Raw genomic sequence first — 26,572 nt, forward strand, 5'->3', positions numbered from 1 at the left:
TAGTATTATTGATGTGCTAAGCGCTTTAACCCTAATTCGTATCTGGCACGCCACCATTTAAGGCTTATGCCGATGGCTACAAAGCAGGTACTCCACAGCCCAACTAAAGAAGGGATAAAGGCTTTACTGATGCCGCCCACGAAACCCACTGGTGAAAACATTAAGTACAGAGTCACAATTAAACCAACCAGTACAATCGCGCAAGGAATAGCATAACGCCACGGTGTCATATCTACCTCTGCTTTAGGTACAAAGCGCCATGGCTTTGCCATAGGGTAGAAGTGACCAATGGCCAGCATAATGCCAAGTTCAATGGCAAACAAAATGGCGTAGATATGGATAAAGTTAATCTCTACTTGCCACACAAACTTCAGCAAGGCATACGCTATTACGTGAAAGATAATCGCGACCTTTGCCGCAAGGGCAGGCACGTTTTTAGTAAATAAACCGACCAATACAATGGTAATAACAGGAATGTTATAAAAACCCGTAAAGATACGAATAATCTGCCACAACCCTTCCGGTGCCAGCATTAATAACGGCGCAGTAATGAAAGAGACCACCGCAATAACTAAACTGGTAATTTTGGCTACGCGAATGAGCTGGGAATCAGTGACCTTATCTTTTTTAAACGGTTTGTACACGTCTAAACAAAACAGTGTGGCGGCGCTATTTAATAACGAGTTGAACGAGCTAAATACCGCTCCTAACAACACCGCTAAGAAAAAACCAGACAAGTATTGCGGTAATACCTCTTTCACTAAGTGTGGATAAGCCAAGTCGATAGTTTGCAGGTTTTCATTTTGATACAGGTGATACGCAATTACCCCAGGTAACATCATCATAAAAGGCACGAGGACTTTAAAATACCCCGAAAACAACACGCCCTTTTGCCCTTCAATTAAGTTCTTAGCACCTAGCGTACGTTGAATTACATATTGGTTGGTACCCCAATAAAACAGGTTCGCCAATATCATACCGGTGAAAATAGTCCCAAAGGGCACGGGATCATCAGCACCCCCTATGGCATTTAGTTTCTCGGTTTCGGTTGTAGCGATAGTGGTTAGGCCGGCTGCGAAGCTGCCATCACCTAGTGCAATTAAGCCTAAGATAGGTACCAATAACCCAACAATGAGAAGGCCTACACCGTTGATGGTATCTGACACTGCTACCGCTTTTAAACCGCCAAATATGGCGTACAAGGCACCGATACTGCCTACCATTATGATGGTAACAATAAGGCTGGCTTCATAACTTAAATTTAATAACCCGGGCACGTCGAATAACCGAAGTACCGCAATAGAGCCTGAATAGAGTACCGAAGGAATAGTAATTAAGGTGTAACCCACCATAAATAATACGACCGTCATTCTTCTTACGTTGTCGTCGAACCGGTCACGTAGAAACTCGGGTAGGGTAGAAAAAGCGCCCGCTAAGTAGCGAGGCAAAAAGATCAGCGCCATGATAATGGTGGAAATACCCGCGGTCACTTCCCATGCCATAGCACTTAAATTGTACCCAAAGGCAGAGCCGTTAAGACCAATGAGCTGCTCTGCCGAGAGGTTAGTCAGGATCATAGAGCCTGCAATGAAGGTGCCGGTTAACCCCCGACCTGCTAAGAAATAGCCGTCTTGAGTATTTACTTCGCCTTTCGTTTTCATGTACGAAATAATGGCGACCACGGCCATAAAGGCCATACAGGTCAGTAAGGTAAGCGTCACATTCATGCTAATACTCCGACGACTATTGCGGCCACATAGTGGTAGCAGACATATCCATTTCGGTATGCTCTACCTCAGGACCTAAAACCACTTGCTCACCTTTGCGAACAAATACTGCCAGCTCATTCAAACCTAGAATTTGCTCGTAGTACTTACCGCCTTGGTAAGTGTCTTCGTCGGAAGGTGAAGTGCTAGCAGTATTAAAACGAACCCAATCACCTTCTGGTAAATAGAACTTCACTTTACCGCCAGGCACAATACAAGGCACGACTAACAAACTTTCGCCGCACATGAATTGTTGTTCAAACTGGCGGGCAAGTGGGTCGTTAGGGAACGCAAGGGCCATTGAACGCTGCACAGGTAAGCCGGTTTCACTGGCTTGTTGTGTGGCTTTTTCTAAATAGGGCAGTAAGCGATAACGCAGTTTTAGCGCGTCGAATACGGCATCAGATGCTGCTTCGCCGTAGGACCAAGGTTCGCGAGGGCCAATGCCATGCAGGCGCATATGAGCAGAAAACACTGATGCCTGTGCCCAGCGAACATAGAGTTCCGCGTCACGGGTATCCTTATAGAATCCGCCGATGTCGGTGGCGAAGAATGGACCGCCCGACATGCCCCAAGAAAGGCTTCCCCGAATACTCGCAGCTAGACCATGCCAGTCTGCTTGAGGATCGCCGCCCCACTGAGCTGGAAAACGCTGGCTGCCTGTCCATGCTGAACGACTGAACAGAAATGGCCCTGTTTTACAATATTTTTCAGCGGCTTCGTATACGCAGCGGTTATACAGCATGCTATATACGTTATGCAGTCGGTCACCTGAATCACCGCTGTAAGAGAGCATGTTGTCATCTTCTAACTGCTCACCAAAGTCGGCTTTAATCATATCAACACCCAGTTCGAACAAGGGCTTGTGTGATTCCTTCCAAAATTCGTAAGCTTCAGGGTGGGTAAAATCTAAAATACCTGAATCTGGTAGTGGAGTAAGTACTTCACCGAAAGGGCTTAAATCCCACTCGTAGCGATAAGCTTCACCCGTGCGCTTGTCTTTAATTAGCCAGCCTCTTTCAGCGGCCTTTACGTACAGCAGGTTTTTCACTGAAATCATGGGGTATTCCCATACGCAAATTTTAAAGTCCATCGCTTTTAGTTCATCAAGAACTGGCTTAGGATCGGCGTAGCGAGTAGGGTCCCATTCAAATGCAAAACGAGTATCGGTATCTTGCCATGCGCGGCCATCTAGCGTAATGACATCGCAGGGCATGTTCTTTTCACGTACTTCGCGGGCAACAGCTAATAGCTCTTCTGAATCTTTGTAATAAGCCTTGGAAAGAATAACGCCTAGGCTCCACTTTGGTGGAACAGGCGCGAATCCTGTCAGGCTGCTGTAAGTATGAATACTTTGCGCTGGGCTATCGCAGTGATACAAGAACATATCTAGCAAGGTGTCTTCAACCACGCAAATGTACGCGCGCTGAGACCAAGGCGCATAGCCTACACCATGGGTCACTGGCGTTGGCGTGTGAACAAAGAGGTTCCAGCCTTCAGGGCTCCATGCGTAAGGGGTGTTTTTATAAGACTTTTCAGTGTTTACACCAAGGGCATCGTGATTATATGAACGAACCAATTGACCACGTTTATCAAGCTTGCCCCATTTTTCACCTAAGCCGTAGATTGATTCATCATCACCAAGTTCTAAACAAATTACCCAACCGGCATCGATTTTAGCGAAAGGCGGGAGGCGATGTTGACGCACAAAGTGTCCATCGGTAGCCGATTCTTGTACCAAAATATCGTTTCGATAAAGTTTGAAATGAAGCGGAGCAGAAAACAGTTCTAAACGGTATTCACCGGCATTAATGGTGCAGTGTTGCTCATCGCCCGAGAAAACAAGTTGCTTAGTATCGGGAGTGGTAATGAGCATGCCGTAATCGAAACCATCAACTAGGGTCGCATTATCACCGCCCGACTGAATACGTAAGCCAAATTGGCTTATAGAAAATAGTAGGCTGCCGTATTGAGTAGGCACCGCTAGGTGGTGATCGTCTACTAGATAAGGGCTCGCGGTAATATCCGCCGCCTTTATGCTGTTCCAGTCTGGCTCGGTTACCGAAAATGCATTACTCATATCACTTCACTCTTCGTGTCTTATATAAGACATAAGTTAATGAAATGTAACTTGGCTGTCAACGAGCAATTACAGTTTTCAGTGCAAATTATTACAAGTGCGCGTTGTATTTCAAACGGGGAATGGCGTTTTTACTATTGGTAGCGACTGCCAGTTGCGGCTATCTAAGGCTGCTTAGTAAACACAGTGTTTAGTTAACACAATGCTTAGTTTAACAGGTGGGGCACATTTTGAAGAATTAACGTTATCCCACTAAGCGCTAATGTACTAATGGCCAATAATCTTACCACGCTTGGCTCAATCCGCGCAGCTAGCAGCCTACCAATGCGCGTAAATATTAAGATCAGGGGGATAGCAAAAAGGGTAGATATAACCGTAGTCTGATTGGGCAACGTGCCAAAAGGCACCATGGCTAAACGAATAAGCGCGGTAACACTAAAGATAGCCAGCAGAGTATATCGCACTTCATGCACAGACCAATTCTGGCGATAACACTGAAATACCACGGGTGGCCCGAAAGTAGAAAATAACCCGCCTAATACGCCACCCAATGCGCCTGATACTATAAAGCCCCACCCTTTGCCTGAGGCAGCAGATTGGCTTCTTTTCACAATGAGTAGCAAGCAGCAGGTTAATATTGCCAACCCAAGCAAAATATTTAACCAAACCGACAGTCCCGCGGAAAGGTATTCAAGCAAGGCGTAGCCCACGGCAATAAAAGGGATACCGCCGATCAACACAAGCGTGAAGGCTTTGCGGTGAATAAGGTGAACATTTTTCAACACAATACTGGTTGAATTTACTAACCCTAGAACACTAATTAAAAAAGTGGTGGCGGTAAGGGGAAGTAAATTAAATAAGGTAAAACTAGATACCACCATTAACCCAAAGCCAAACCCGCTTAGGGTTTGCAGTACAGTAGCAAAGCCCAATAGAATGAACATAGGTACTAGGGTTTCAAGTAACATTTTGCATCTACACCTGTAGTTGTATGTGATTTACATCAAAAATGCGCTATAACTCTTGTGTATGATATAACAACAAAAATTAAGCATTAGGTTAGGGTTTCATGTCTTCATCTCAGTTCGACCACAAATTAAGTGGTCCCAGTCTCGCGTTCCAACCGCTCTATCAGCAAGTTGCCGAATATATAAAGCAGCTCATTGTTGAACGTCGGTGGCAGCCTGGTGAAATGTTGCCAAGCGAGTTCAAACTGGCTGATGAATTTAATGTTAGCCAAGGCACGGTTCGTAAAGCGTTAACCTTGCTTACCGACACTAAAATTGTAACACGCCGCCAAGGTGTAGGTACCTTCGTTTCTGAGCACACTGCACAAGATGCCCTGTTTCGCTTCTTCCCGCTGCAAGCCGACGGCAAGGGAGCCGACCTTCCCAAAGCCGAGTTGCTTGGCATAGAACTCATATCTCCTGATAAAAACGTACAAGCCGCGTTAAATTTATCGGGCAAAGAGCGCGTAACAAAACTCGAACGTCGACGTATTTTAGATAACGAATTTTGTATGCTGGAAACGATTTTTCTGCCGGCTAAATATTTTGTTGGCATACATGAACGCAAAGATATTCCCCATACCTTGTACCATTTCTATCAAACCGACTTTAATCAAACCGTATTTAAAACCCGAGACGGTATTAAAGCGGTACTAGCCTCAGATAACGATGCCAAGCTTTTACAAATAAAAGCAGGCGAGCCGCTGTTGCTGGTAACACGTGTGACAGAGTCTATAGACGGTAAGCTGATTGAATATCGTGAAAGCAAATGTAGAAGCGATCACTATCATTACCAAGTAGAGCTTGATTAAATTATCGCTAGCAATTCCTCTGCTAGCTCAGCGCATAGCCATTTAAAATCGCTATGCTATGTTCATACTGCTTCTTGTTAACGCTGCCCCATCAAGGTTTTACCCTTAGATGGCTTTTTCTCTTATAGCGCTTACCTTAGAAGCTATAGACTTTGAAGCTATATCCTTTGAAGCAGCGACCCCTAAGACTATGCCATTCAACACTTGGGCCCTGAAATAAGGGCTTCGGTACAGCGTTATTCAATAACGTCTTTTCGAAATAAACACAAAAACAACTTCGCGAGTATCAAAAAGTGAGTGCTTAATTAATTTTGTTAACACTTTGTTGACATGGCATTCCTCCTATAATAACTTATGTCTTATACAAGACTAAAGTCTTTTTTATTGAACAGGATATAAAGATATGAACGCGTTGGAAAAAATCCCTGAGGTTGGGTTTGGTTTCTGGAAAGTCGATACGGCTATCTGTGCTGATACTGCATACGAAGCGATTAAAGCGGGCTATCGCCATTTAGACTGCGCTTCTGATTATGGCAACGAGAAAGAGGTTGGCGAAGGCATTCAGCGTGCTATCAAAGATGGCCTTTGTACCCGTGAAGAGCTTTGGATCACATCGAAACTGTGGAATACCTTTCATGCACCAGAGCATGTGCCGCTAGCACTTGAAAAAACATTAAGCGATTTACAACTCGATTATCTCGATTTGTACCTTATTCACTTTCCGATAGCGCAAAAATTTGTGCCGATTGAAACTCGTTACCCACCAGAGTGGTTTTACGATACTACGCAAGAGAACCCAACCATGGAGTTGGCTCCAGTGCCTCTATATAAAACATGGGAAGCCATGGAAGGTTTGGTAGATAGCAAGAAGGTTAGTCGTATTGGTGTATGTAACTACAACACAGGGCTACTGCACGATTTGATGAGCTACGCCCGTATCAAACCAGCTATGTTGCAAATTGAATCTCACCCGTATTTAACGCAAGAGCGTTTGATTCGCCTAGCAAAAGACTACGATATGAACGTTACCGCGTTCTCGCCATTAGGAGCCCTGTCTTATCTTGAGCTAGAAATGGCGGATAAAACGGAATCGGTACTCGAGCAAGAGGTAGTGAAAAAAGCCGCTGGCGCCCATGGTAGAACACCTGCACAAGTGGTACTTCGCTGGGGTGTACAACGTGGTAATGCCATTATTCCTAAAACGTCGAAGCCTGAAAGAATGCGCGAAAACTTAGCCCTGTTCGATTTCGAACTTACCGATGAAGAAATGCAGGCTATTTCAGCGCTTAACATGAACCGACGCTTTAACGACCCAGGTCACTTCTGTGAAGCTGCCTTTAATCGTTTCCACCCTATTTACGACTAGGAGAGTACTATGAGCAACGCAATCGAATATGCCAATGTGCCAACTCAACACAGCTACAACGGCCAAGTTTTTCCGCAAATTGTGGTAAATAACGATGGCTGTAAAACCGTAGAAGAAACAGTGACGTTTATTCAACAGAACCAGGCTGAGTTAGAAGCACAACTCGCCATTTCGGGGGCGTTGTTATTTAGAGGTTTCCCTTTAAATTCTGCTGAAACTTTCGATATCTTCTCTGCTGGCTTCGGGTATGCAAACTTTACCTATAAAGAATCGCTCTCGAACGCGGTGCGTATCAACTTTACTGAACGTGTATTTACCGCCAACGAAGCCCCTAAAGACGTAGAGATTTTCTTACATCACGAAATGGCACAAACGCCAATTTCACCTAGTAAGGTATTCTTTTACTGCCAGTCAGCGGCTGATAATGGCGGCGCTACGCCACTATGTCGTTCAGACAAATTGTTTGAAGCACTAAAGGCGGAAAACCCGTCGTTAGCTAACGATTTTGCAGAAAAAGGCTTGAAGTACACCACGACAATGCCCGCTGCAGATGATGCGAATTCAGGTCAGGGCCGAAGCTGGAAAAGCACGTTAAGTGTAGAAAGCACCGCAGAAGGCGAAGCAAAGCTAAAAGAGCTTGGTTACAGCTGGGAATGGTTGGACGATGGTAGCTTACGCGCTATTACCCCAGTGTTGCCGGCAGTGATTGATCTTGGTGACGGTTCATACTCGTTCTACAACCAACTTATAGCGGCTTATATGGGGTGGAAAGGGGTGCGTGAAAACCCGTCTTCAGCCATTACGTTTGGTGATGGTTCTGCTATTCCTAAAGAAGGTTTAGAGCGTATTGCTGAGCTATCGCAACAGTTTACTTTCGATCTTGAGTGGCAAGATGGCGATGTTGCGTTAGTTGATAACTATCGCTCTATGCACGGCCGTCGCCCATATTCTGGTGAAAGAAAACGCCAAGTATTAGTCGCTCTTGTCGCTGCCGAGCGTTAATTGTTATGACCGAGTTTGCCGCAAAGTGTAAATCGATTTGGCCTGGGTTTGGTATTGCTACAATAACCGGTATGGCAGCGCTGTTTTTAAGTGAACATTATGGCGCACCGGCCATGTTGTTCGCGCTGTTACTGGGTATGGCAATCTCATTTTTGTATCAGGCAGATGGGGTGTGCAAATGCGGCATCGATTTTACCGCCAGTACGCTATTACGTGCTGGTGTTGTATTGCTGGGGTTGCGTATTGCCTTGGGTGACTTAGTCGTTCTTGGTTGGCAAACAGCAGCCATGCTGGCTTTTGCCATTTTCTCAACCATAGTGTTGGGTGTGGTGATGGCAAAAAGCGTGGGTATGCAAAAGCGTTTTGGCGCATTAACCGGCGGCTCGGTAGCTATTTGCGGGGCCTCTGCGGCATTAGCAATTTCTACTATTTTGCCTGCTGGCAAAAATCATGAGCGGGATACGCTGCTAACGGTAATTGGCGTAACTGCTATGTCTACCATTGCCATGATTGTTTACCCTATTATTGCTGGGCAATTGGGTATGGACGATACCGAAGCGGGTATTTTTCTAGGCGGTACCATTCACGATGTGGCGCAAGTAGTAGGTGCTGGATATTCAGTGTCTGAAGACGCGGGCGATATGGCCACGTTAACGAAGTTAGTGCGCGTTGCCATGTTATTACCCGTTGTTATGATCATGATGGTAATAGTAAAACGAGCACACACTAGCGTACAGGATTTGGATGGCGAAATGCCTAAGTTACCTGTGTTCTTAGTGGGTTTTGTGGTTCTCATGCTGTTAAATAGTTTTGTTACCTTACCTGAAGTGGTTATCGAATCAGGCTCACAGATATCTCGATTTTTTCTTGTAGTATCAATCACTGCCATTGGTATGAAATCAAACTTAGGTAAGCTGGCTGAAGTCGGCATGTTACCTATTGTACTTATTGTGACGGAAACCCTTTGGATAGCCCTACTCATTTTAGGTTATTTGTTTTTAAGTTAGTCAACTTGAGCTAGTTCTAAGTTAGCTTTTAAACTAGCTTTCTTAAGTTAGTTTTTCTTGAATTAGTTGTCGACATCAATGCACTCGTAAAGGAGGCAATGCGTGCCTATCTCAAAAAAATCTAAACAGAGTGTGAGCACGCATTCTGAATCATCAAAGCAGCAGCCTTTGGCGAACGAAACCGGTATTCATGCCTTGTACGCCGAAAATCCTATTGACGCAGACGAGCAAGTATTCGGGCGTAAAACCGATGGGTTAACACGACGTGGTTTTCTATCAGGTTTTAAAACCCTCTCTTTGTTACTAGGCGCAGAAATTGTTTATGGTCGCTTTATGCCAGCAGGGCTTATTCCGGCTGCATTAGCGCAAACTGAAACGCCTTTTAGTATTGAAGGTAAAGACGGGTTGGTGGTACTAAACGACAGGCCTATTAACGCCGAAACCCCCGCGCATTTACTTGACGATAAGGTTACGCCAGCGTCTAAATTATTCGTAAGAAATAACGGTATTGTGCCGGAAATAACCCCCACTGATTTTGATGAAAACACGTGGACACTCACGATTGAAGGTGAGTCTGCATCTCGCACCTTCACCTTAAGCGAGCTTAAAGCTAATTTTAAACATTATACCTATCAACTCACCCTTGAGTGTGGCGGAAATGGCCGTTCTGAATTTTCCCCTGCGGCCAGCGGTAATCAATGGACTACCGGCGCGGTAGGCTGCCCGTCATGGACAGGTGTTCGTTTAAAAGACGTACTGAATGCCGTCGGTATTAAAGACGATGCAGTCTACATAGGTTATTACGGTGAAGATTTACACTTAAGCCGCACGCCGGGTAAAGCGGCTATTTCTCGTGGCGTGCCTATTGGCAAAGCATTAGAAGATGAATCGTTAATTGCCTTTGAAATGAATGGCGAACCGCTACCGCTAATGAACGGCTTCCCCATGCGGTTAATGTTTGGCGGCTGGCCTGCTTCTACCTCGGGCAAGTGGTTGTCGAAAATTGTTATTCGCGATCGGGTACATGATGGCGCGAAAATGGGCGGCAATGCCTATCGTGTACCGTGCAAACCCATCGCACCAGGCACGAGTGTGCCAGAAGATGAAATGTGCATTATTGAAGCTATGCCGGTGAAATCCTTAATTACCCATCCCAAGTCAGGTGCGAAGCATAACAAAGGCAAAGCGTTGGCAGTACGCGGGCATGCATGGAGCGGCGAAGCCGCGATAGCCAAGGTCTTTACCTCAACTGATTTTGGTCAAACGTGGCAACAGAGTGCGTTGTCTAAGCCCGTTAATAGGCATGCTTGGCAGCACTTTAATTCAGAAATTAACTTCAATCAGGCTGGCTACTATGAAATTTGGGCGCGCGCTGAAGATGCAAATGGCCGTTCTCAGCCCATGGTGCTGCCTGGTTGGAACCCCAAAGGTTACTTAAACAATGCGTGTCACCGCATTGCAGTAAAGGTGGTGTGAGAAATGAACAGGCTGACAAGCGCGCTAATGCTATCGGTGTTATGTACTACATCACTAGCGACGCTAGCTAACGAACATAAGCTCAACCCCGCGACAGGGCTTGTTGATGCCACTGGGCATAATATGGTGGCTGCACATTGTACTGCCTGTCATTCCGCTAAGCTTATTTCGCAAAACCAAATGAGCCGCGAACGCTGGCTTGAAACTATTCGCTGGATGCAAAGCACGCAAAAACTATGGCCCTTAGGCGATGCGCAGCCGGTTATTTTAGATTATCTAACAACGTGGTACGGGCCCAAAACCCAAAGTCGCCGTGCTCCCATTCCGGACTATTTAATGCCGAAAAAATCAGACTAGTTTTATCGCGGCTAAAAACGAAAACACCTAGATTATAAATATAAAAAAACGGGAGCATAGGCTCCCGTTTTTGATGTTTTTAATTTTTAGGCTAGCGTGAGGCTAACTTAAGCTCAGATAGTCCAGCAATCACACGCTATGGGCACGCAATGTCTGACATTGACGCATCATCGCTAGAGGCATTCGCTTCATAGCGTATATTAGATACCAATAACGATGCCGAGGCGTTAGCATTAAGCGCAAATGGTGAGAAAAGCTCAGCAAATGATGCGCCTGCTTCTACAAAACAGCGTGAAGGAATAACAACCGTTTGCCACTCGCTTGAAGTAGCTGCGAAGGAATTTAACGGTAACGACACGCCGCAATCACTGCTACTACAACCAATAGACACACTAAGGTTGTCTAGGCCTTCTGCTAGTTTCACATCTAAAACAAGTGCCGACTCATCGTCGCTGTAATCACGCATATCTTCAGGGAAAGGTGAATAGAAGCCTACAGTAGCTTGGTCAGTAAATGTTAGCGATAAGCTATCTTCTTGCACCATGCGGTCGGTGGTACGTACGCTAGCGCCTTCAGATTCCACCGTATTGCTTGTGACAGTCGTATCACCCGAAGCGTCTTTAATTATTAGTTGCCATGGTTTTTGTGTAGAAAGCACGTAAATATCATGGGCAGGTAACGGCGCGTTAGCATCAATGCCAGTCGACTCAGACAGCGGCGCTTCAATAGGATCGGTATCACCAAACGCTAACCCATAACCGTAAGCAAATTGTGCAGTATTCCCGTCATCTTTATTCACGATTTGCATAGGGGTTGCAGGCCAAGAGAACGAAAGCTTTCCATGCATTGGATAGTTGATTTCACCATCTTTTTTAGTGAACAACACATCAGCAACGCCTTGGCCTTCAGAGCCAGGTAACCACGCCACTACAAAGGCATCACTGGCGTTAATTTCTGGGTTTACCCACAATGGGCGGCCGGTAATGAAAACAGATACCACAGGAATACCTTGGGCTTGGAAAGATTTCAACAACGCAAGATCTGACTTGTCGCCACGTTGATATTCAACATTTGAAATATCGCCATTGCCTTCAGCGTAAGGGTTTTCACCAAATACGATAATGGCTACATCAGGTTTATTGTTTGTTGAACTTTGTGCATCAAACGTCATTCCTTCAAATAAAGTAGCCGTTCCGCCCGCTTCGCTAACTGTTTGCTGAATACCTTCAAAAATAGAGGTTGCGCCTGGGAAGTCGCTATTTTGGTTGCCTGTACCTTGCCACGTAATTGTCCAGCCGCCTGATTGCTTGCCAATATTATGAGCAGCATCACCCGCTACCACCACGTTCATATTGGGTGCTAGTGGTAGCAATTTATCTTGGTTTTTAAGCATCACTAAAGACTTACGAACCGCAGCGCGAGCAATATCGCGATGGGCTTGCGCACCAATAATCTCGCTATTGCCCGATAACGCGCGGTTAGCCGGAGAAGGTTGCTCAAACAAACCCATGCGTACTTTAACCCGCAATACGCGACGTACCGCATCGTCTAGACGAGACTGAGGAATAACCCCAGATTTAACCTGTGCAATGGTGTTCTCATACAAAGGTTTCCAAGCACTGGTAGGCACCATAAATACATCAAGACCCGCGTTCATAGCTTGAGGGCAGCTTTCGTTAGTACAGCCTTCAATTTGACCATGGCCGTTCCAGTCACCCACGATAAAACCGTCAAAACCCATCTTATCTTTTAGCACATCAGTAAGTAGGTATTTGCTGCCGTGAATTTTCTTACCATGCCAACTGTTGAATGACGCCATTACCGACTGTGAGCCTGCATTTAGACCTTCAACGTAGCCTTGTGCGTGGATGCGAAATAAGGTTTCTTCGTCGGCAATGTTGTTACCTTGATCGTCACCACCTTGTGTACCGCCATCACCAATAAAGTGTTTTACCGTTGAGATAACATGGCTATCGTCAATGCTGCCGCTGGCAATATCGCCTTGCATGCCAGATACAATGGCTTTGGCATAAGCGCCTACAATGGCAGGGTCTTCTGAATAGCTTTCATAAGTTCTACCCCAACGATCATCACGGGCTACCGCAACAGTTGGCGCGAATATCCAATCTATACCAGTCGCTCGTACTTCTTTGGCCGTCGCTTCGGCTATTTGAGTAATAATGGCAGGGTCGTTCATCGCACCCAAACCAATATTATGCGGAAACAACGTAGCGCCAATAACATTGTTGTGACCGTGTACAGCATCAGTTCCCCACATGGTAGGAATGGTGCTGCCATCAACAGAATCGTCTATTGATGCTTGATACATGGCGTCCGCAATAGCAATCCAATCTTGTGGAGTGGCGTGCTTGTCATTATTGGGAAATGCACCGCCGCCATTTAAGTACGAGCCAAACCCGTAGGTACGCATATCTTCAAGAGTAACATCGCGAATTTCAGGCTGAATCGTTTGCGCTACTTTTTGCTCAAGGGTCATAGTGGCTAAAATAGCGTCTACTTTTTCTTCTACCGCTTCGCTATTGGCCGTGCTAAAAGTAATTTCAGGCCAAAAATCGGGTACTGATTTGTTTGTTGCTTGCTCAGTCTGCTCAGTGTGTGGCGTGCTAGCCTCGTCTGTCGCTGGCTGACAACCTGCCATAACCAATGCTGTGGCAATTAGTGAATATGAACTTAGTTTCATAGTAAATTCCTTGTTTATTTGTGGCTAGCAGCCAAGTTAACGGTGGCACCACGAAGCCCGTAATAAGCAATATATAAGTAGCAAATAACTGGCAATAAGAAAGAAAGTTGTACACCTGCGTTGTCAGCAATAACACCTTGTAATAGTGGCACAATAGCACCGCCCACTATGGCTAAACACAACATGCCAGAGGCTTGTGCTGTTTTTTGGCCTAGCCCTTTAAGTGCAAGACTGAAAATGGTGGGGAACATGATAGAGTTACAAAGTCCTACCGCTAAAATTGTCCACATGGCGATATTGCCGCTGCTGCATACCGAAACAATAATGAGTGTACATGAGGCAAATGAATTAACGGCGAGTAGTTTACCCGCGGCCACCTTTTGCATTACCGCGGCACCAATGAAACGCCCTACCATAGCGCCCCCCCAGTAATAGGCGATGTATTTAGACGCTTGGCTTTCACTCATGCCTTTAATGCTTTCAAGCCCAAAGTAGTTTACCAAGAAGCTGCCAATCGCGACTTCAGCACCTACATACAAAAATAAACCTAGTGCGCCTAATGATAGGTGGCGATGTTTTAATAAACCGGTATCTGTCGTAGTGGCGACATCCATTTCACTGTGCGTGGGTGAGGGCAGCTTCACTTTAACCATCACCACCGCCATGGCCACGAGTACAGCGGCCAATGTTAAATAGGGAAGTACTACCGCATTTGCATCTACTGCTGCGTTTTCCATACCTTCATGCGCACCAAATAACACTATGCCGCCAATGATGGGCGCAACAGTTGTACCCAATGAGTTAAACCCTTGGGTCATGGTGAGTCGGCTAGAAGCGGTATCTGGGTTTCCCATAATGGTCACCAAGGGGTTTGCGGCAACTTGCAAAATAGTGATGCCTGAAGCCAATACGAACAATGCACCTAAGAACATCCAGTACTGAGTGAAAAGCGCTGAAGGAATAAACAACACGCAGCCCACTGCAGCCGTGATCAAACCCACACCTATACCTTTTTGGTACCCAGTGGCACTCACTAATTTTCCGGCTGGAATAGAAATAAGAAAATAGGCGCCAAAGAAGCACGATTGCACCAACATGGCTTGGGTATAAGAAAGTGAGAATAAGGCTTTCAAATGGGGGATGAGAATGTCGTTAAGTGCGGTAATGAAACCCCACATGAAAAATAACGACGTTAGCGTAGCGAGTGCAAGTTGACTGGTGGTTGTAGAACCAGCCGTGGTTTTTATAGTTTGATTCATAGGTAACGCCCTGAATTCACTTGTTAGTAAACGAAATGCCGTGTTCGCATTTGGCTTGTTGGTTACTTTGCGTTAACGAATTGGTTTGGTATTTGTTAACACTTTGTTGGTCAGTATAGGGGGCGAAAATGAAAATGCAAGCGCTTACATTGTTTGATTGTATGCGTTTACATTTTTATTGAAATATTACAAATACCTGCTGTGTTCTCTCGCATTTTTAATAGTTTGACGTGGCGTAGTTAATATTATTTTCCAATAGCGCTTGCATTTTGTCTTTAAATAAATAAGATCAAATGCAAATTGTTATCATTTGCATTATTGATTAGAAAGTAAATTAAATGACTCATTCTTACCCTGTTACTTTGCTATTGGCGAGCGCGCTACTGCCAACATATGTTTTAGCCGAAACTGAGGCGCCAGTTGAACGCGTAGTGGTAACGGGAACACGAACACCCAAGCTTTTAGGCGCATCGCCGGTAAAAGTCGATGTGGTAGATAAAGCGGAAATTTCGAGGCTTAGCAAAGGAACACTTAGGCAAGTATTAGAAGTGATGCCGGGTGTGGTAGTTCGGCGTAGTCAAAAAGATGGCTACAACGTTCAGTTGAATGGGTTTAACGGCGACCATGTGTTGGTGTTAATTAACGGTCAGCCCGTTATTTCTCCTACAGGCTCTTCAGTCGACTTAGATCAAATTAGCGTTGCCAATATTCGACAGATTGAAATTGTACGCGGCGCTGCATCGGTGCTTTATGGTAGTTCTGCCATGGGGGGTGTTATCAATATTATTACTGATGTGCCCGAGGACTCACAGTTATCTGCAGACTATGAACTTTCCCATTACAGTGACGATGGGCTCGATGGCGATACCTTAGGGCACACCGCCAAGGTTAGTGCGGCTAAAGCGATAAAGGACTGGCAGCTAGGATTAACCGCTCAGCATATTACGAATCCGGGCTTCGATTACGACCCTGATACCGTCTCTCAAGATGGTGGTGCGGTGGATAAATCCTTTGTGCAGTTTTCCTTATCAACACAGGTCAGCGACCTTGATTTGAGTTACAAAGGCCAATGGCTAGAGGAACAGAAAGACAAGCCCCAGTCCGCTATTCCAGGGCAAGTTAGCATTATCAGTTATGTGTCTAACGTTACTCAATGGCAGCACGATGTAAAACTTGCTCAACAGCAGAGTTGGCACATTAATGGGCGCTACTTGTCTCACGATGAACAAAGCGGGAATACCAATGGCCTTCGCCAAACCGATATTCAATTAGCGGAAATTGAAGCGCAGAAAATTTTATCCTTTGGCGATGTTGAGTGGGTAGGGGGATTGGTTGCCCATGCTGATAATTTAGATCAGCAAAATGTGGCAACGGGTACGGTAGAAGTTGACGATGTTAGCCGAGAAAGCACCGAAGCTTACGTGCAAGCCAATTGGCAGCAAAACGACACCCAAGCCCTACTTGGCCTTAGAATACAAAATGATTCAGATTTTGGTTGGCATACGGCGGCCAAATTGAGTGGTAGTCAAAGCTGGAAACTTGATGAAACCACACTACAAGTGCGTGGTGGCGGTGGTTCTAGTTATCGAGTCCCTAATTTAAAAGAGCGTTACTACGTGTTCGATCACAGTAACTTAGGTTACATGGTATTGGGAAATGAAAACCTTGTGCCTGAAACGGCGCTAAGTGCCAATATTGGGTTGAACGCGCGATTAACACCGAAACAAAGTCGTTGGTGGTATCAGGCCGATATCGATTTCCACTACACCGAAGCAGAAGATTTTATTACCACCGCGGTAGATGTTGAAGCATCGCAAGAAGCCGGACTTGATATCTCTATGTACGAAAACCTCGATGAAGCCACGCTGTATGGTGCGGATTTGAGCGTGAGCGCGCAAAACGATAACTGGCAGTGGCAACTTAACTATAGCTACTTACATGCCGAAGATGGGGATTCTGAGCGCTTGCCGGAACGGCCCACACATTTAGTGAAAGCCTCAGTGACCTACCAATTTGATAAAACGGATACCAGCGTTCAACTGTATGGCGTGCATGAAAACGACGTTTCTCCCACCTCTGGTTACACCGTTACCGCGAAAGACAGCTACACCACCTTAAATGCCGTGGTGCAGCATGACTTTTCTAGCCATTGGCAAACCCGCTTGGGGGTTGAAAACCTTACCGATGAACATCGCTCACCCGATTCACTTTCGGCGGGGGCTTTTGATGCTCGCCCTATTTCAGCTCGCCGCGTTTATTTAGGCGTGAGTTATCAATACTAATTCGTCTGTGAAGGCTGAGCGCTTTAAAACAAAGCCATTAAGAACAACGACCTAAAGACAGAAAAATCTAACAAAAAAAGCAAATAAGAGAAGTAAGCATAGGCGCCGTTTAATCGATTAATAACAACGGCTAAACACACCACTTAAAAAGGAACATACACATGAATAAAACATACTTAGCATTATTACTTGCGATGACACTGGGGCTTGCAGCCTGCGGTGGCTCTGATAGTAGCGATCCAGTTATTGAAACCCCTGATCAAAGTGGTGAAGATAGTGGTGAAGACAGCGCCGATAATTCAGGTGACGAAACCGATGACAGCGCGGGTGATGAAGGCGAAACCAACAATGAAGTAGCCACTATTTATGGGCCGTACAGCACAGGTAGTACATCTGAACCTGTTGCTGTTTACTTTGATTTAGATACACAAACTCAGGTCACTCTTACCGAAGAAGAAGCGGCCAGCGACACCACTTGGGATATCGGCTTTAAACGCACGTCGGTATTTTTAAATACAGCACAAGAGACGCCAGTAAGTGTCTACTTTACTGCAAACAACAGTGACTTCTACGATGATAGTGGGGCAGCTGTGGCAGACTTATTTTTAAATGCCACCGCTGATAGCGAGCTGGATGATTATTTAGCAGTAACAACAAGCGATGTGCCAGATGCCGACGCTTTTTCTACCGATGCTGAGTCTGCTGTTATTGGCGATACCTTTTATAATTATGACACTACAACCCATGTCGTCAGCGCGGCTAGCGATACTTACTACGTGGTTTCTTCAGATGAAAACTACACCAAATTCCATGTAACTGACATTGTGACTGAAGGGCGTGGTATTGGGGAAATCACGTTGGGTGTTATGCATCAAAGTGTACTTGATGGGCAAACCACGTTTGCAGAAGAAGTATCGCTAAGTGTTAACGCAGTAGGGTGTACGTCGTCAATCTACATCGATTTCGATTTGCAGCAAGAAGTAACGGAAACGGATGCATGGGACATCACAATACCTTGTGCTGATGGCGCAGGTGAATTTGCCTTATCTATTGCCGATGATGCAACTGTACTTCGCACTGATGCTGATACCTATGCAGGCATAGATACCGAAGCCGCTGCATTTTATGGTTTTAGTGCTGAAACTGTCAGTGACTACGCGTTTACCGCCAACAACTGGTACTACTATGACAGCACAAGTCACTTGTTGTACTCACAGTTCGGGGTATACCTAATATCAGCGGGTGATAGCGTATTTAAATTTCAAATTACTAGCTATTACGATGAAGACGGAACGTCGGGCGCTTATAGCTTCCGCGCCGACCCCGTTACCGAGGAGTAATTAATGGATAAAACCAAATTACCACGCTTAGTTAGCACGAAAAAAGTGCTACATAGGCTAAGCGCAATGAGTGTACTTTGGTGTTTATGTAGTGGCGGCGTATATGCTGCCGCTACATCCTCAGCACCTAATACCCACACAGCGCAGCTCACATCTTCGGTACATGAAAACCAGCAAGCTGACACGCCTCGAATTATTGCTGCGGGCGGCAGTGTAACGGAAATCATCTACGCGCTAGGGCGGGGTGATTGGGTGGTGGCAACAGACAGCACAAGTATGTTTCCCGCCGCGGCGAATGAGGTAACAAAACTAGGCTATTTTCGTCAACTTAGTACAGAAGGCGTGCTTGCCCAGCAGCCGTCTTTGTTACTAGGAGCAAGTGCCACAGGCCCAGAGCCTATGCTAGAGCAGGTAGCGAATGCTGGCGTTGATGTGCATGTTTATCATGTGTCAAAAGACATAGTCGGTTTGAGCGAGATGGTACTTGATATTGGTCACCGAGTATCGGCTGTAGAGAAAGCCAAGCAGCTTGTTACTGACTTACATCGCCAAGTGGACGCTCAGCAAGTGCAATATTCCGAAGCAATAGCGTCTTACGCCAGTGCCAACTATTCCAACACCATTAATGCACTTTTCGTGGTGGCGAATAATGATAGAGGCATTACCGTAGCGGGAGCCGATACGGTGCCGCAAGCTCTTTTTGATACCTTGGGTATGACCAATATTGCAGGCGATCTCAACGGTTACAAGTTAATGGATGCCGAGTCAGTGCTGGCACGAAATCCTGATGTCGTGTTTGCCGCAGGACACATGTTGCATGGCGAAAATGCGCTTAATTCACTGTGTTCACACCACGCGATTGCAGCAACGTTTGCAGGCCAACATTGTTTGGTTAAAGCGATGGATAGCAGCATTGGTTTGGGGTTATCTCCCCGTTTTGCGATTGCGCTAAAAGCCGTTGCCGAACATGGGTTACGGGCTTTATCCCTTAAAGCTTCTGATACAGCTAAGCAGGGGCCTGCTAACCAAGAGCAGGTTATTAAAAAACTGATTTCACAAAATATTGTCTTAGAGACAAGCCTCAATTCAGACTCTCATCGTGATGCTGCGGGAAGGGAAGAGTGACAGTATCTACCTCGCCCTCCAGTTCTACCAATCATCCGCTGACAAATAATACGTCAGCGGTGAACCGGTCTGCATTGATGTTAAATTTGCTCGGAGCACGAACAAGACGTAAACGACACGGTTTAGTCTTACTTGGCTTTCTATTACTAGTTAGCGCCTATATTGGGGTGGTGAGTGGCAGCTTACCTATTAATGTGGGCGAACTTTTGTGGCATAAATTTTCTCAGTCCGCAGAGCTTCATATCTCTCAAAATGTGCTGGTTGAAGGACGTGGCGTTAATATTGAGGCGCTGTCATCTGACGCTGCATTTAACAGCACGCACTGGTACGTACTTACCGAACTGCGATTACCGCGGGTTATTATGACCTTATTTATTGGCGCGCTATTGGCGGTGTCTGGTTGTGCTATGCAGGGCTTGGTAAGAAACCCATTAGCCGACCCTGGTTTAATCGGTATTGCCGGTGGTGCCGCCGCTGCAGCAGCGGTCAGTATGGCCATTGTACCGCCTCTTGTGCCTGCCCTTGCTTCTATATGGGTAGCACTTTGGGCGTTCGGTGGCGCGTTATTGGCCGTGTGGACAGTATTACGTTTTGCCAATAGTGCGCAAGGGGTCTCTGTGGCTACCTTGATACTCGCCGGAGTGGCGATAAATGCCTTTACCGGCACGATCATTGGCGCCATTAGCTATGTGGCTAGCGACGATGCACTTCGCCAAATCACTTATTGGACAATGGGCAGTTTAGCCGGCGCTAGCTGGACACTCTGTGCATTGGTGGCAGCGGCTGGCGTTATTGCTATTTCAGGCTTAATGGTGTCTCGCAATGCGCTTAATTTACTAGCCTTAGGCGAAAATGAAGCTGCCTATATGGGGTTGAATGTAACGCGCTATAAACAAGTCATATTGTGGTTGGTTGCTTTTGCAGTCGCATTGGCTACAGCGTTATGTGGCATTATTGGATTTGTGGGTTTAGTGGTGCCGCATATGTGCCGCACACTATTTGGCGTCAATCACAATGTACTTATTCCAGCCTGTGCATTGATGGGGGCATTGTTACTAACAGTGGCCGATACGTTGGCTCGCACCCTATTCATACCTATGGAAATTCCCATAGGGATAGTTACATCCGCAATCGGTGCACCTTTTTTCTTGTATCTATTATGGCAACAAAAAGGGGTGTTTAATGGCTCGCTTTAATCAAGCTCATGCACAGGAAAATGAAACGTTGTTTACCCTTATTAATGTGGATGTTATCAGGGGCAAGCGACAATTATTGTGCAACCTTAACATGGTATTTACTGCTGGTGAATTTATTGCGCTCGCGGGAGAAAACGGATGTGGGAAATCATCGTTACTCACTGTTTTGGGTGGCCTAGCGCCACTTGAAAAAGGCACACTATTATTTAAAGGTCAGCTACTAAGTGAAATAAGTATGAGAGACCTTGCTGAGTATCGCGCGGTAATGTTGCAAAGTGCTTCTACTCCTTTTGGCTTTTTGGTTGATGAAATATTGCAGTTAGCTCGCCATCATATTATTGATTCGCCTGACAATCGACATCGTATTATTAGTGAGGTTGCCGAGCAATTTGATATTACTCATTTGTTGTCGCGAAATATTCAAACCTTATCAGGGGGAGAGCGGCAACGGGTATTTTTAAGTAAAGCAATATTACAGCTGCTGCCAGTAAACCCACAGGACAGCTTAGTAGGAAAGTTGTTGCTACTTGATGAGCCAACCTCTGCACTAGACTTACGTCATCAAAAGTTGGTGATGCAGCAATTGGTCAGTCTTAGTAAACAGGGGCTTTGCATAGTTTGTGTGAGTCACGATCTTAACTTGATTTCCCCCTATTGCAGCAGAATGCTTTTACTGGCCGAGCAGGGGTGTATAGCCGATGATAAGCCGGAAAATGCTTTAACTATAGATACATTGGCACGCTGCTATCACACCCAATTAAACCTTATTCGTAACCAAGAACATGATGTGTTTGTTACGCATTAATTTAAATAGACGGAGTTTCTTATGAGCATGCAAGATATTGCATTTTCAGCAAAACAATTAAGCCGAACTCACCACAGCGGTGTGCTAGGAACCCATTCCACGTCAATGCCTGGGTATCCCTTTGGCTCGGTTGTTCCTTATTACCTTACCCCCGCCGGTGATGCCATCATCTACATTAGTGATATTGCCTTGCACACTCGTAATATTAAAGCGAACGATAAAGTCAGTTTAACCATATTCGATGCTGCTGAAGATGATTCCCAAGCAAATGGTCGAGTGACTATTATGGGCAATGCAGAACTGGCTAACAAAGAGGATGTGAAAGCGCAATATTTGCGGCTGTTCCCACAAGCCAAAGGGTATGAAAAAACTCACGACTTTAACTTTTATGTTATTCGCGCGGAGCGTGTGCGCTTTATTGGCGGGTTTGGAAAAATCCATTGGATAGACAAAGCGTACTGGCAGGTTGAAGAGCAAGAGTGGCACACTTCACCGGAAGGTATGATCACTCACATGAATGAAGACCATCAAGATGCCATGCAGTTAATTTTACAGCATAAAATCGGCGTGAACATTGAGCACCCTGTTATGCACAGCGCATTTCCCGAAGGCATGCATTGTGGCAGCGAGGAAGCGACCTGGTTCATTCCATTTGAAACCCTTTGTGCAAGCTCGACAGATGTTCGAAAGGCACTCGTCAAACTGACTAACGATGCACGCACGGCATTGAACATACCCAAAGCGAGCTAAAAGGCTCAAGCTATTGGAGTCTCGTTCTCCGTGATAGTGGCGAGTGCTAGACACCCTACCTTTATATCAACCCAGTGAAATACGTCGCTGGGTTGTCTTCTGTGAATAAAATGTAAAAAGTTTCTTGGCAATGCTTGTACTATGTTTGCTATTGTATGAAAGCGCTTACATATAATGCTACACTTTGCCCAATATAGATGCCTAATACGGAGGCTTAATAGAGCTGCCTCATATATTTGGCTCTGTCCGTAAGTTGCCGGTAGCGCACCTTATATAAAGTGCTAATAAACATTGGCTTCACACAATCTCAATATTGTTAGTGCCTGTGGTATTTGCTTTTTAATCGCCTGTTATCTACAGGCGCTGATACATTAATTCGAATAAGGTTTCGTACACATGGATATTTTAGCCCAACCAGGCTCTCCCTTTATGCAATCAGATTTCACCATGGGTGTTGCGACGTCATCGTTTCAAATTGAAGGTGATGCAGAAAACAGAGAGCCAAGCATTTGGGATACTTTTTGCAATACACCTGGCAAGATTGCTGATAGCAGTCACGGCCTAGTAGCATGTGATCACGTGAACCGTTTGGAAGAAGACCTAAGTATTATCGATTCGTTAAATGTAGACGCTTATCGTTTCTCTATTAGTTGGCCTCGTATTATTAAAAAAGATGGTTCGGTTAATCAGCAAGGACTGGATTTCTACCTTGCCTTGCTGGCTAAGTTAAAGCAAAACAACATTAAGCCTTACGTCACTTTGTATCACTGGGATTTACCCCAGTATCTAGAAGACAATGGAGGGTGGCTAAATAGAGAAACAGCCTATGCGTTTGCTGAGTATGTAGATGTAGTGAGCAAAGCCTTTGGCGATAAGGTTTTCTCTTACGCGACGCTAAACGAACCATTTTGCAGTGCTTATTTAGGTTATGAAATAGGCATTCATGCGCCAGGAAAAGTGGGTAAGGAATTTGGTAAAAAGGCAATACACCATTTGTTATTAGCCCACGGTTTAGGCATGCGTGTATTGCGCAAAAATGCACCTAACATTGAGGCTGGCGTGGTACTGAATTTTACCCCGTTTTATCCTAATTCCGATGATGAAAAAGACATTCGTGCTACACAATTAGCACACGATCATCACAACGACTGGTACATCAAGCCACTAATACATGGTCGTTATCCGGCGCTAATTGATGAGATTCCAGTGGCACACAGGCCAGAAGTTCACGATGGCGACATGGATATCATTGCCGAGAAATTAGATTACTTAGGTGTGAATTATTACACTCGCGCTAAAGTCACTGATGATGGCACAGAAGATCCTTGTCAATTGCCAGCGCCAGTGGGAAGTGAAACTACCGCAATGGGTTGGGAAGTTTACCCGAAAGGGTTAACAGATTTGTTGTTACAGTTGCATAATGACTACCAATTACCTCCGCTCATTATTACTGAAAATGGCTTGGCCAGTGATGATACGCTGACGGTAGATGGCGTCGTGAACGATGAGCAGCGTATTCGGTACCTAACCACCCATTTGCAGGCGGTGGCCGATGCGATTGAAGCTGGGGTTAATATAACAGGCTATTTTGTTTGGAGCTTATTAGATAATTTTGAATGGGCGCTGGGTTATGAGAAGCGCTTCGGTATTGTTTACGTCGATTACGAGACACAGAAGAGAACGCTAAAAGCCAGTGCATTAAGACTACAACAACTGCTAGAAGAAAGGCGAAAAACGTTAAACGCAGCCTGATAGATGCGCAATTGATTATAAGCATAAAATAATAAAGATAACGGTGAAGCCAATGGTAAGTGCAAAGGAAAAAATTGCCTACGGGTTAGGCGATACGGCAAGTAATTTCATTTTTCAAACCGTCATGCTGTTTTTGACATTTTATTATACCGACGTTGTCGGCATACCGGCAGCAGCAGTAGGGAGCATGTTCTTACTCGTTCGCGTATTTGATGCCGTTACCGACCCTTTAATGGGCTCTCTAGCCGATAGAACAAGAACGCGGTGGGGGGCATACCGGCCCTATCTATTATGGTTGGCTTTGCCTTTTGCGCTATGTAGCGTGCTGGCGTTTACCTCGCCTGAATGGCTTACTGAAGAAGGTAAGTTGTACTACGCATTTATCACCTACGCACTGCTAATGATAATGTATACGGCCATTAATATTCCTTATTCTGCATTGGGCGGCGTGTTAAGTGCCGATGCCTCAGAACGCGTATCTATCCAATCTTATCGCTTTGTATTTGCCATGGGTGGTGGGCTGTTGGTGACATCATTTATGTTGCCATTGGTTGATTACTTAGGGAACGGCAACGAAGCGCTTGGGTATCAGCGCGCTATGATAGTGATGAGCATAGTGGGGATGGTACTTTTTCTACTTTGCTTTGCCGGTACTAAGGAGCGGGTAAAACCTGCCAATGAAACGCCTGCGCCCTATAAAACTCAGCTAGCGGCCATTTGGCAAAATGATCAATGCCGAGTGCTTTGTATGGTTGCGATTGTGTTACTTACCGGCATGGTGATGCGAAACACGCTAGCGCTTTACTATGTGAAGTACGTGTTGCAGCGGCCTGAATCGGCCACATTGTTTGTTACCGCGGGTATGGTAGGAAGCATTATAGGCTGTGCGTTGGCGAACCCTGTTGCGAAACGATTTTGCAAAATTAAAGTCTACACTTGGCTTCAGTTAGCCAGTGCAGCAGTGTGTATCATGAATTATTTTGTACCTTATCAGGCGTGGTTTGCGGCCATTTCACTGCATTTCCTTTGGGGTCTTATACTGCAAATGGCTACGCCGCTACTGTGGGCAAAAATTGCTGACGTGGTGGATTATGGCGAAGATAAAACGGGGCTTCGTATGACAGGGTTAACTTACTCAACCGTGGTCTTTTTTATTAAGGTTGGGCTGGCTTTGGGCGGCGCCCTAGCGGGGTGGTTACTGGCATCAGTCAACTATCAACCAGACGCATTTTCACCTGATGTGGCAAAAGGAATTGTGGCGTTATTTTGTATCGGGCCGGCAATTGCATCGATAGGTGTTGCGATTATTATGCGCTGGTATACATTAGATAACCAAAAAATGATGGCAATTCAGCAGCGTCTTGGATTGACCACAGACGACGCGCATCGCGCATCGTAATAATAAACTACGCAAAGCAAGGATATACACAGCGCACGTATGCACTGTTAATGCTATATGGTAACGATTAAACAAGTAAGTGAATTAGCCGGCGTGTCGTCAGCTACAGTATCTCGGGTTATCAACAACACAGATACCGTTAAAGAGAAAACGCGTCAGCAAGTGCTTGATGCGATGGAGAAGCTTGGCTATCGACACAATGTAATTGCGGCTTCCCTTGCCTCAAATAAAACCCATACCGTTGGGTATGTGGTTCCTGAATTACACGGCTCATTCTTTGGCGCCATGATGGCCGGTTCTGAAAAAGTGCTAAGGCAAGCCAACAAACATATGTTTGTGGTGACTGGGCACAGTGATGAAGCCTTAGAGAAAAAAGAAATAGAAGCCTTGCTGAGCCGCCGCTGCGATGCGCTTATTCTGCATGTTGAAGCGGTCAGCGATGAGTATCTTATAGACCTTGCTAGCCAAGATGTTCCTATAGTTGTGGTTAACCGCTACATAGAAGCTATTGGTGAAAAGTGTATTAGTCTAGACAATGTGCTTGGCGCATATCTAGCCACTAAGCACCTTATCGATTTGGGCCATACCCACATTGCATACGCCGCAGGCGCATTGTTTAAAGCGGATGGTTTTAATCGTTTACTTGGGCACAAAAAAGCATTGGAAGAAGCCAATTTTAATTTCAATGAAGACTCCGTGGCTGAAGGTAATTTCCAAGCCTTCTCTGGTGAAAAATGTGTGGATGAACTATTTAGTCGTAACGTAAGTTTCAGTGCTATCGCCTGTGCAAATGATGAAATGGCATCAGGTGCCATTAACTCACTCAGAAAGCATGGCAAGCGCGTACCGGAAGATATCTCCGTCATCGGATTTGATAACGTTGACTTTGCTAGTTACCTAACGCCTAAGTTGACTACCGTAAATTACCCAGTGCGCGAAATTGGTGCTATGGCATCTCGTTGGATCTTAAATCAGGCTTATGGCGATGGAAAACTGACAATGGAACATATTTTGTCGCCCAAATTGATTATTAGAGGAACCACCAGAAAATTCGAGTGAATTCAACCAACGACGAATGGTGAAGTTACGC

General features: G+C 45.5%; 20 protein-coding genes. 15 read left to right on the forward strand and 5 right to left on the reverse strand.

The window, feature by feature from the left end; translation table 11 throughout:
• Window positions 1-5: 5 nt before the first annotated feature.
• From R1T43_RS02095 to R1T43_RS02105, 3 genes are all read right to left on the reverse strand, one after another.
• Window positions 6-1,727, reverse strand: coding sequence for a solute:sodium symporter family transporter (locus tag R1T43_RS02095; RefSeq protein WP_211070124.1), 1,722 nt, complete (start codon window positions 1,725-1,727; stop codon window positions 6-8).
• Window positions 1,728-1,743: 16 nt separating this feature from the next.
• Window positions 1,744-3,846 (reverse strand): alpha-xylosidase, encoded by a 2,103-nt coding sequence (locus R1T43_RS02100; RefSeq protein WP_317352394.1) that lies wholly within the window; start codon window positions 3,844-3,846, stop codon window positions 1,744-1,746.
• Window positions 3,847-4,052: 206 nt separating this feature from the next.
• Window positions 4,053-4,814 carry a sulfite exporter TauE/SafE family protein gene (locus R1T43_RS02105; protein WP_317352397.1) on the reverse strand — a complete coding sequence of 254 codons (762 nt, stop codon included), beginning with the start codon at window positions 4,812-4,814 and terminating at the stop codon, window positions 4,053-4,055.
• 101 nt (window positions 4,815-4,915) lie between these two features.
• Between R1T43_RS02105 and R1T43_RS02110 the strand changes: the two genes are divergently transcribed.
• The 6 genes from R1T43_RS02110 (at window position 4,916) to R1T43_RS02135 (ending at window position 10,873) form a co-directional block, all read left to right on the forward strand.
• Window positions 4,916-5,665 (forward strand): GntR family transcriptional regulator, encoded by a 750-nt coding sequence (locus R1T43_RS02110; protein WP_211070121.1) that lies wholly within the window; start codon window positions 4,916-4,918, stop codon window positions 5,663-5,665.
• Between the two features lie 403 nt (window positions 5,666-6,068).
• Window positions 6,069-7,031: an aldo/keto reductase gene (locus R1T43_RS02115; protein ID WP_317352401.1), complete on the forward strand. Its 963-nt coding sequence runs from the start codon at window positions 6,069-6,071 to the stop codon at window positions 7,029-7,031.
• A gap of 9 nt (window positions 7,032-7,040) precedes the next feature.
• Complete coding sequence (locus tag R1T43_RS02120; protein WP_211070119.1) at window positions 7,041-8,033, forward strand: TauD/TfdA family dioxygenase; 993 nt, start codon at window positions 7,041-7,043, stop codon at window positions 8,031-8,033.
• 5 nt (window positions 8,034-8,038) lie between these two features.
• Window positions 8,039-9,040 (forward strand): YeiH family protein, encoded by a 1,002-nt coding sequence (locus tag R1T43_RS02125; RefSeq protein WP_317352404.1) that lies wholly within the window; start codon window positions 8,039-8,041, stop codon window positions 9,038-9,040.
• A 132-nt stretch (window positions 9,041-9,172) separates the two neighbouring features.
• The gene (locus tag R1T43_RS02130) at window positions 9,173-10,516 is read left to right on the forward strand and encodes a sulfite oxidase (RefSeq protein WP_317355617.1); all 1,344 of its coding nucleotides are present in this window, start codon (window positions 9,173-9,175) and stop codon (window positions 10,514-10,516) included.
• 3 nt (window positions 10,517-10,519) lie between these two features.
• Complete coding sequence (locus tag R1T43_RS02135; RefSeq protein ID WP_211070116.1) at window positions 10,520-10,873, forward strand: hypothetical protein; 354 nt, start codon at window positions 10,520-10,522, stop codon at window positions 10,871-10,873.
• A gap of 136 nt (window positions 10,874-11,009) precedes the next feature.
• On the opposite strand, the gene R1T43_RS02140 is transcribed toward R1T43_RS02135, so the two are convergent.
• Window positions 11,010-13,574, reverse strand: coding sequence for a glycoside hydrolase family 3 protein (locus R1T43_RS02140; protein WP_317352406.1), 2,565 nt, complete (start codon window positions 13,572-13,574; stop codon window positions 11,010-11,012).
• A 14-nt stretch (window positions 13,575-13,588) separates the two neighbouring features.
• The gene (locus R1T43_RS02145) at window positions 13,589-14,833 is read right to left on the reverse strand and encodes a sugar MFS transporter (RefSeq protein WP_057795530.1); all 1,245 of its coding nucleotides are present in this window, start codon (window positions 14,831-14,833) and stop codon (window positions 13,589-13,591) included.
• 338 nt (window positions 14,834-15,171) lie between these two features.
• Between R1T43_RS02145 and R1T43_RS02150 the strand changes: the two genes are divergently transcribed.
• The 9 genes from R1T43_RS02150 to R1T43_RS02190 all read left to right on the forward strand — a co-directional run bounded on the left by R1T43_RS02150 (window position 15,172) and on the right by R1T43_RS02190 (window position 26,541).
• Window positions 15,172-17,115, forward strand: a complete 1,944-nt coding sequence (locus tag R1T43_RS02150) for a TonB-dependent receptor (RefSeq protein WP_317352411.1) — start codon at window positions 15,172-15,174, stop codon at window positions 17,113-17,115.
• A gap of 161 nt (window positions 17,116-17,276) precedes the next feature.
• Window positions 17,277-18,455: an HmuY family protein gene (locus R1T43_RS02155; protein ID WP_317352414.1), complete on the forward strand. Its 1,179-nt coding sequence runs from the start codon at window positions 17,277-17,279 to the stop codon at window positions 18,453-18,455.
• Window positions 18,456-18,458: 3 nt separating this feature from the next.
• Entirely contained in the window at window positions 18,459-19,580 is a 1,122-nt protein-coding gene (locus R1T43_RS02160) for a hemin ABC transporter substrate-binding protein (RefSeq protein ID WP_317352416.1), read from the forward strand.
• The gene (locus R1T43_RS02165; RefSeq protein ID WP_410548990.1) at window positions 19,577-20,776 is read left to right on the forward strand and encodes a FecCD family ABC transporter permease; all 1,200 of its coding nucleotides are present in this window, start codon (window positions 19,577-19,579) and stop codon (window positions 20,774-20,776) included. The genes R1T43_RS02160 and R1T43_RS02165 overlap by 4 nt, the downstream gene beginning before the upstream one ends.
• Window positions 20,763-21,581, forward strand: coding sequence for an ATP-binding cassette domain-containing protein (locus R1T43_RS02170; RefSeq protein WP_317352420.1), 819 nt, complete (start codon window positions 20,763-20,765; stop codon window positions 21,579-21,581). Before R1T43_RS02165 ends, R1T43_RS02170 begins: the two co-directional genes overlap by 14 nt.
• A 21-nt stretch (window positions 21,582-21,602) precedes the next feature.
• Window positions 21,603-22,331 carry a HugZ family protein gene (locus R1T43_RS02175; protein WP_317352423.1) on the forward strand — a complete coding sequence of 243 codons (729 nt, stop codon included), beginning with the start codon at window positions 21,603-21,605 and terminating at the stop codon, window positions 22,329-22,331.
• A gap of 396 nt (window positions 22,332-22,727) precedes the next feature.
• Window positions 22,728-24,083 (forward strand): GH1 family beta-glucosidase, encoded by a 1,356-nt coding sequence (locus R1T43_RS02180; RefSeq protein WP_317352427.1) that lies wholly within the window; start codon window positions 22,728-22,730, stop codon window positions 24,081-24,083.
• A 52-nt stretch (window positions 24,084-24,135) separates the two neighbouring features.
• Window positions 24,136-25,482, forward strand: a complete 1,347-nt coding sequence (locus R1T43_RS02185; RefSeq protein WP_317352430.1) for a glycoside-pentoside-hexuronide (GPH):cation symporter — start codon at window positions 24,136-24,138, stop codon at window positions 25,480-25,482.
• A 57-nt stretch (window positions 25,483-25,539) separates the two neighbouring features.
• Window positions 25,540-26,541, forward strand: coding sequence for a LacI family DNA-binding transcriptional regulator (locus R1T43_RS02190; protein ID WP_317352432.1), 1,002 nt, complete (start codon window positions 25,540-25,542; stop codon window positions 26,539-26,541).
• Window positions 26,542-26,572 lie beyond the last annotated feature (31 nt).

Origin of the sequence: Alteromonas sp. CI.11.F.A3 (assembly GCF_032925565.1) — a bacterium.
Lineage (GTDB): Bacteria > Pseudomonadota > Gammaproteobacteria > Enterobacterales > Alteromonadaceae > Alteromonas.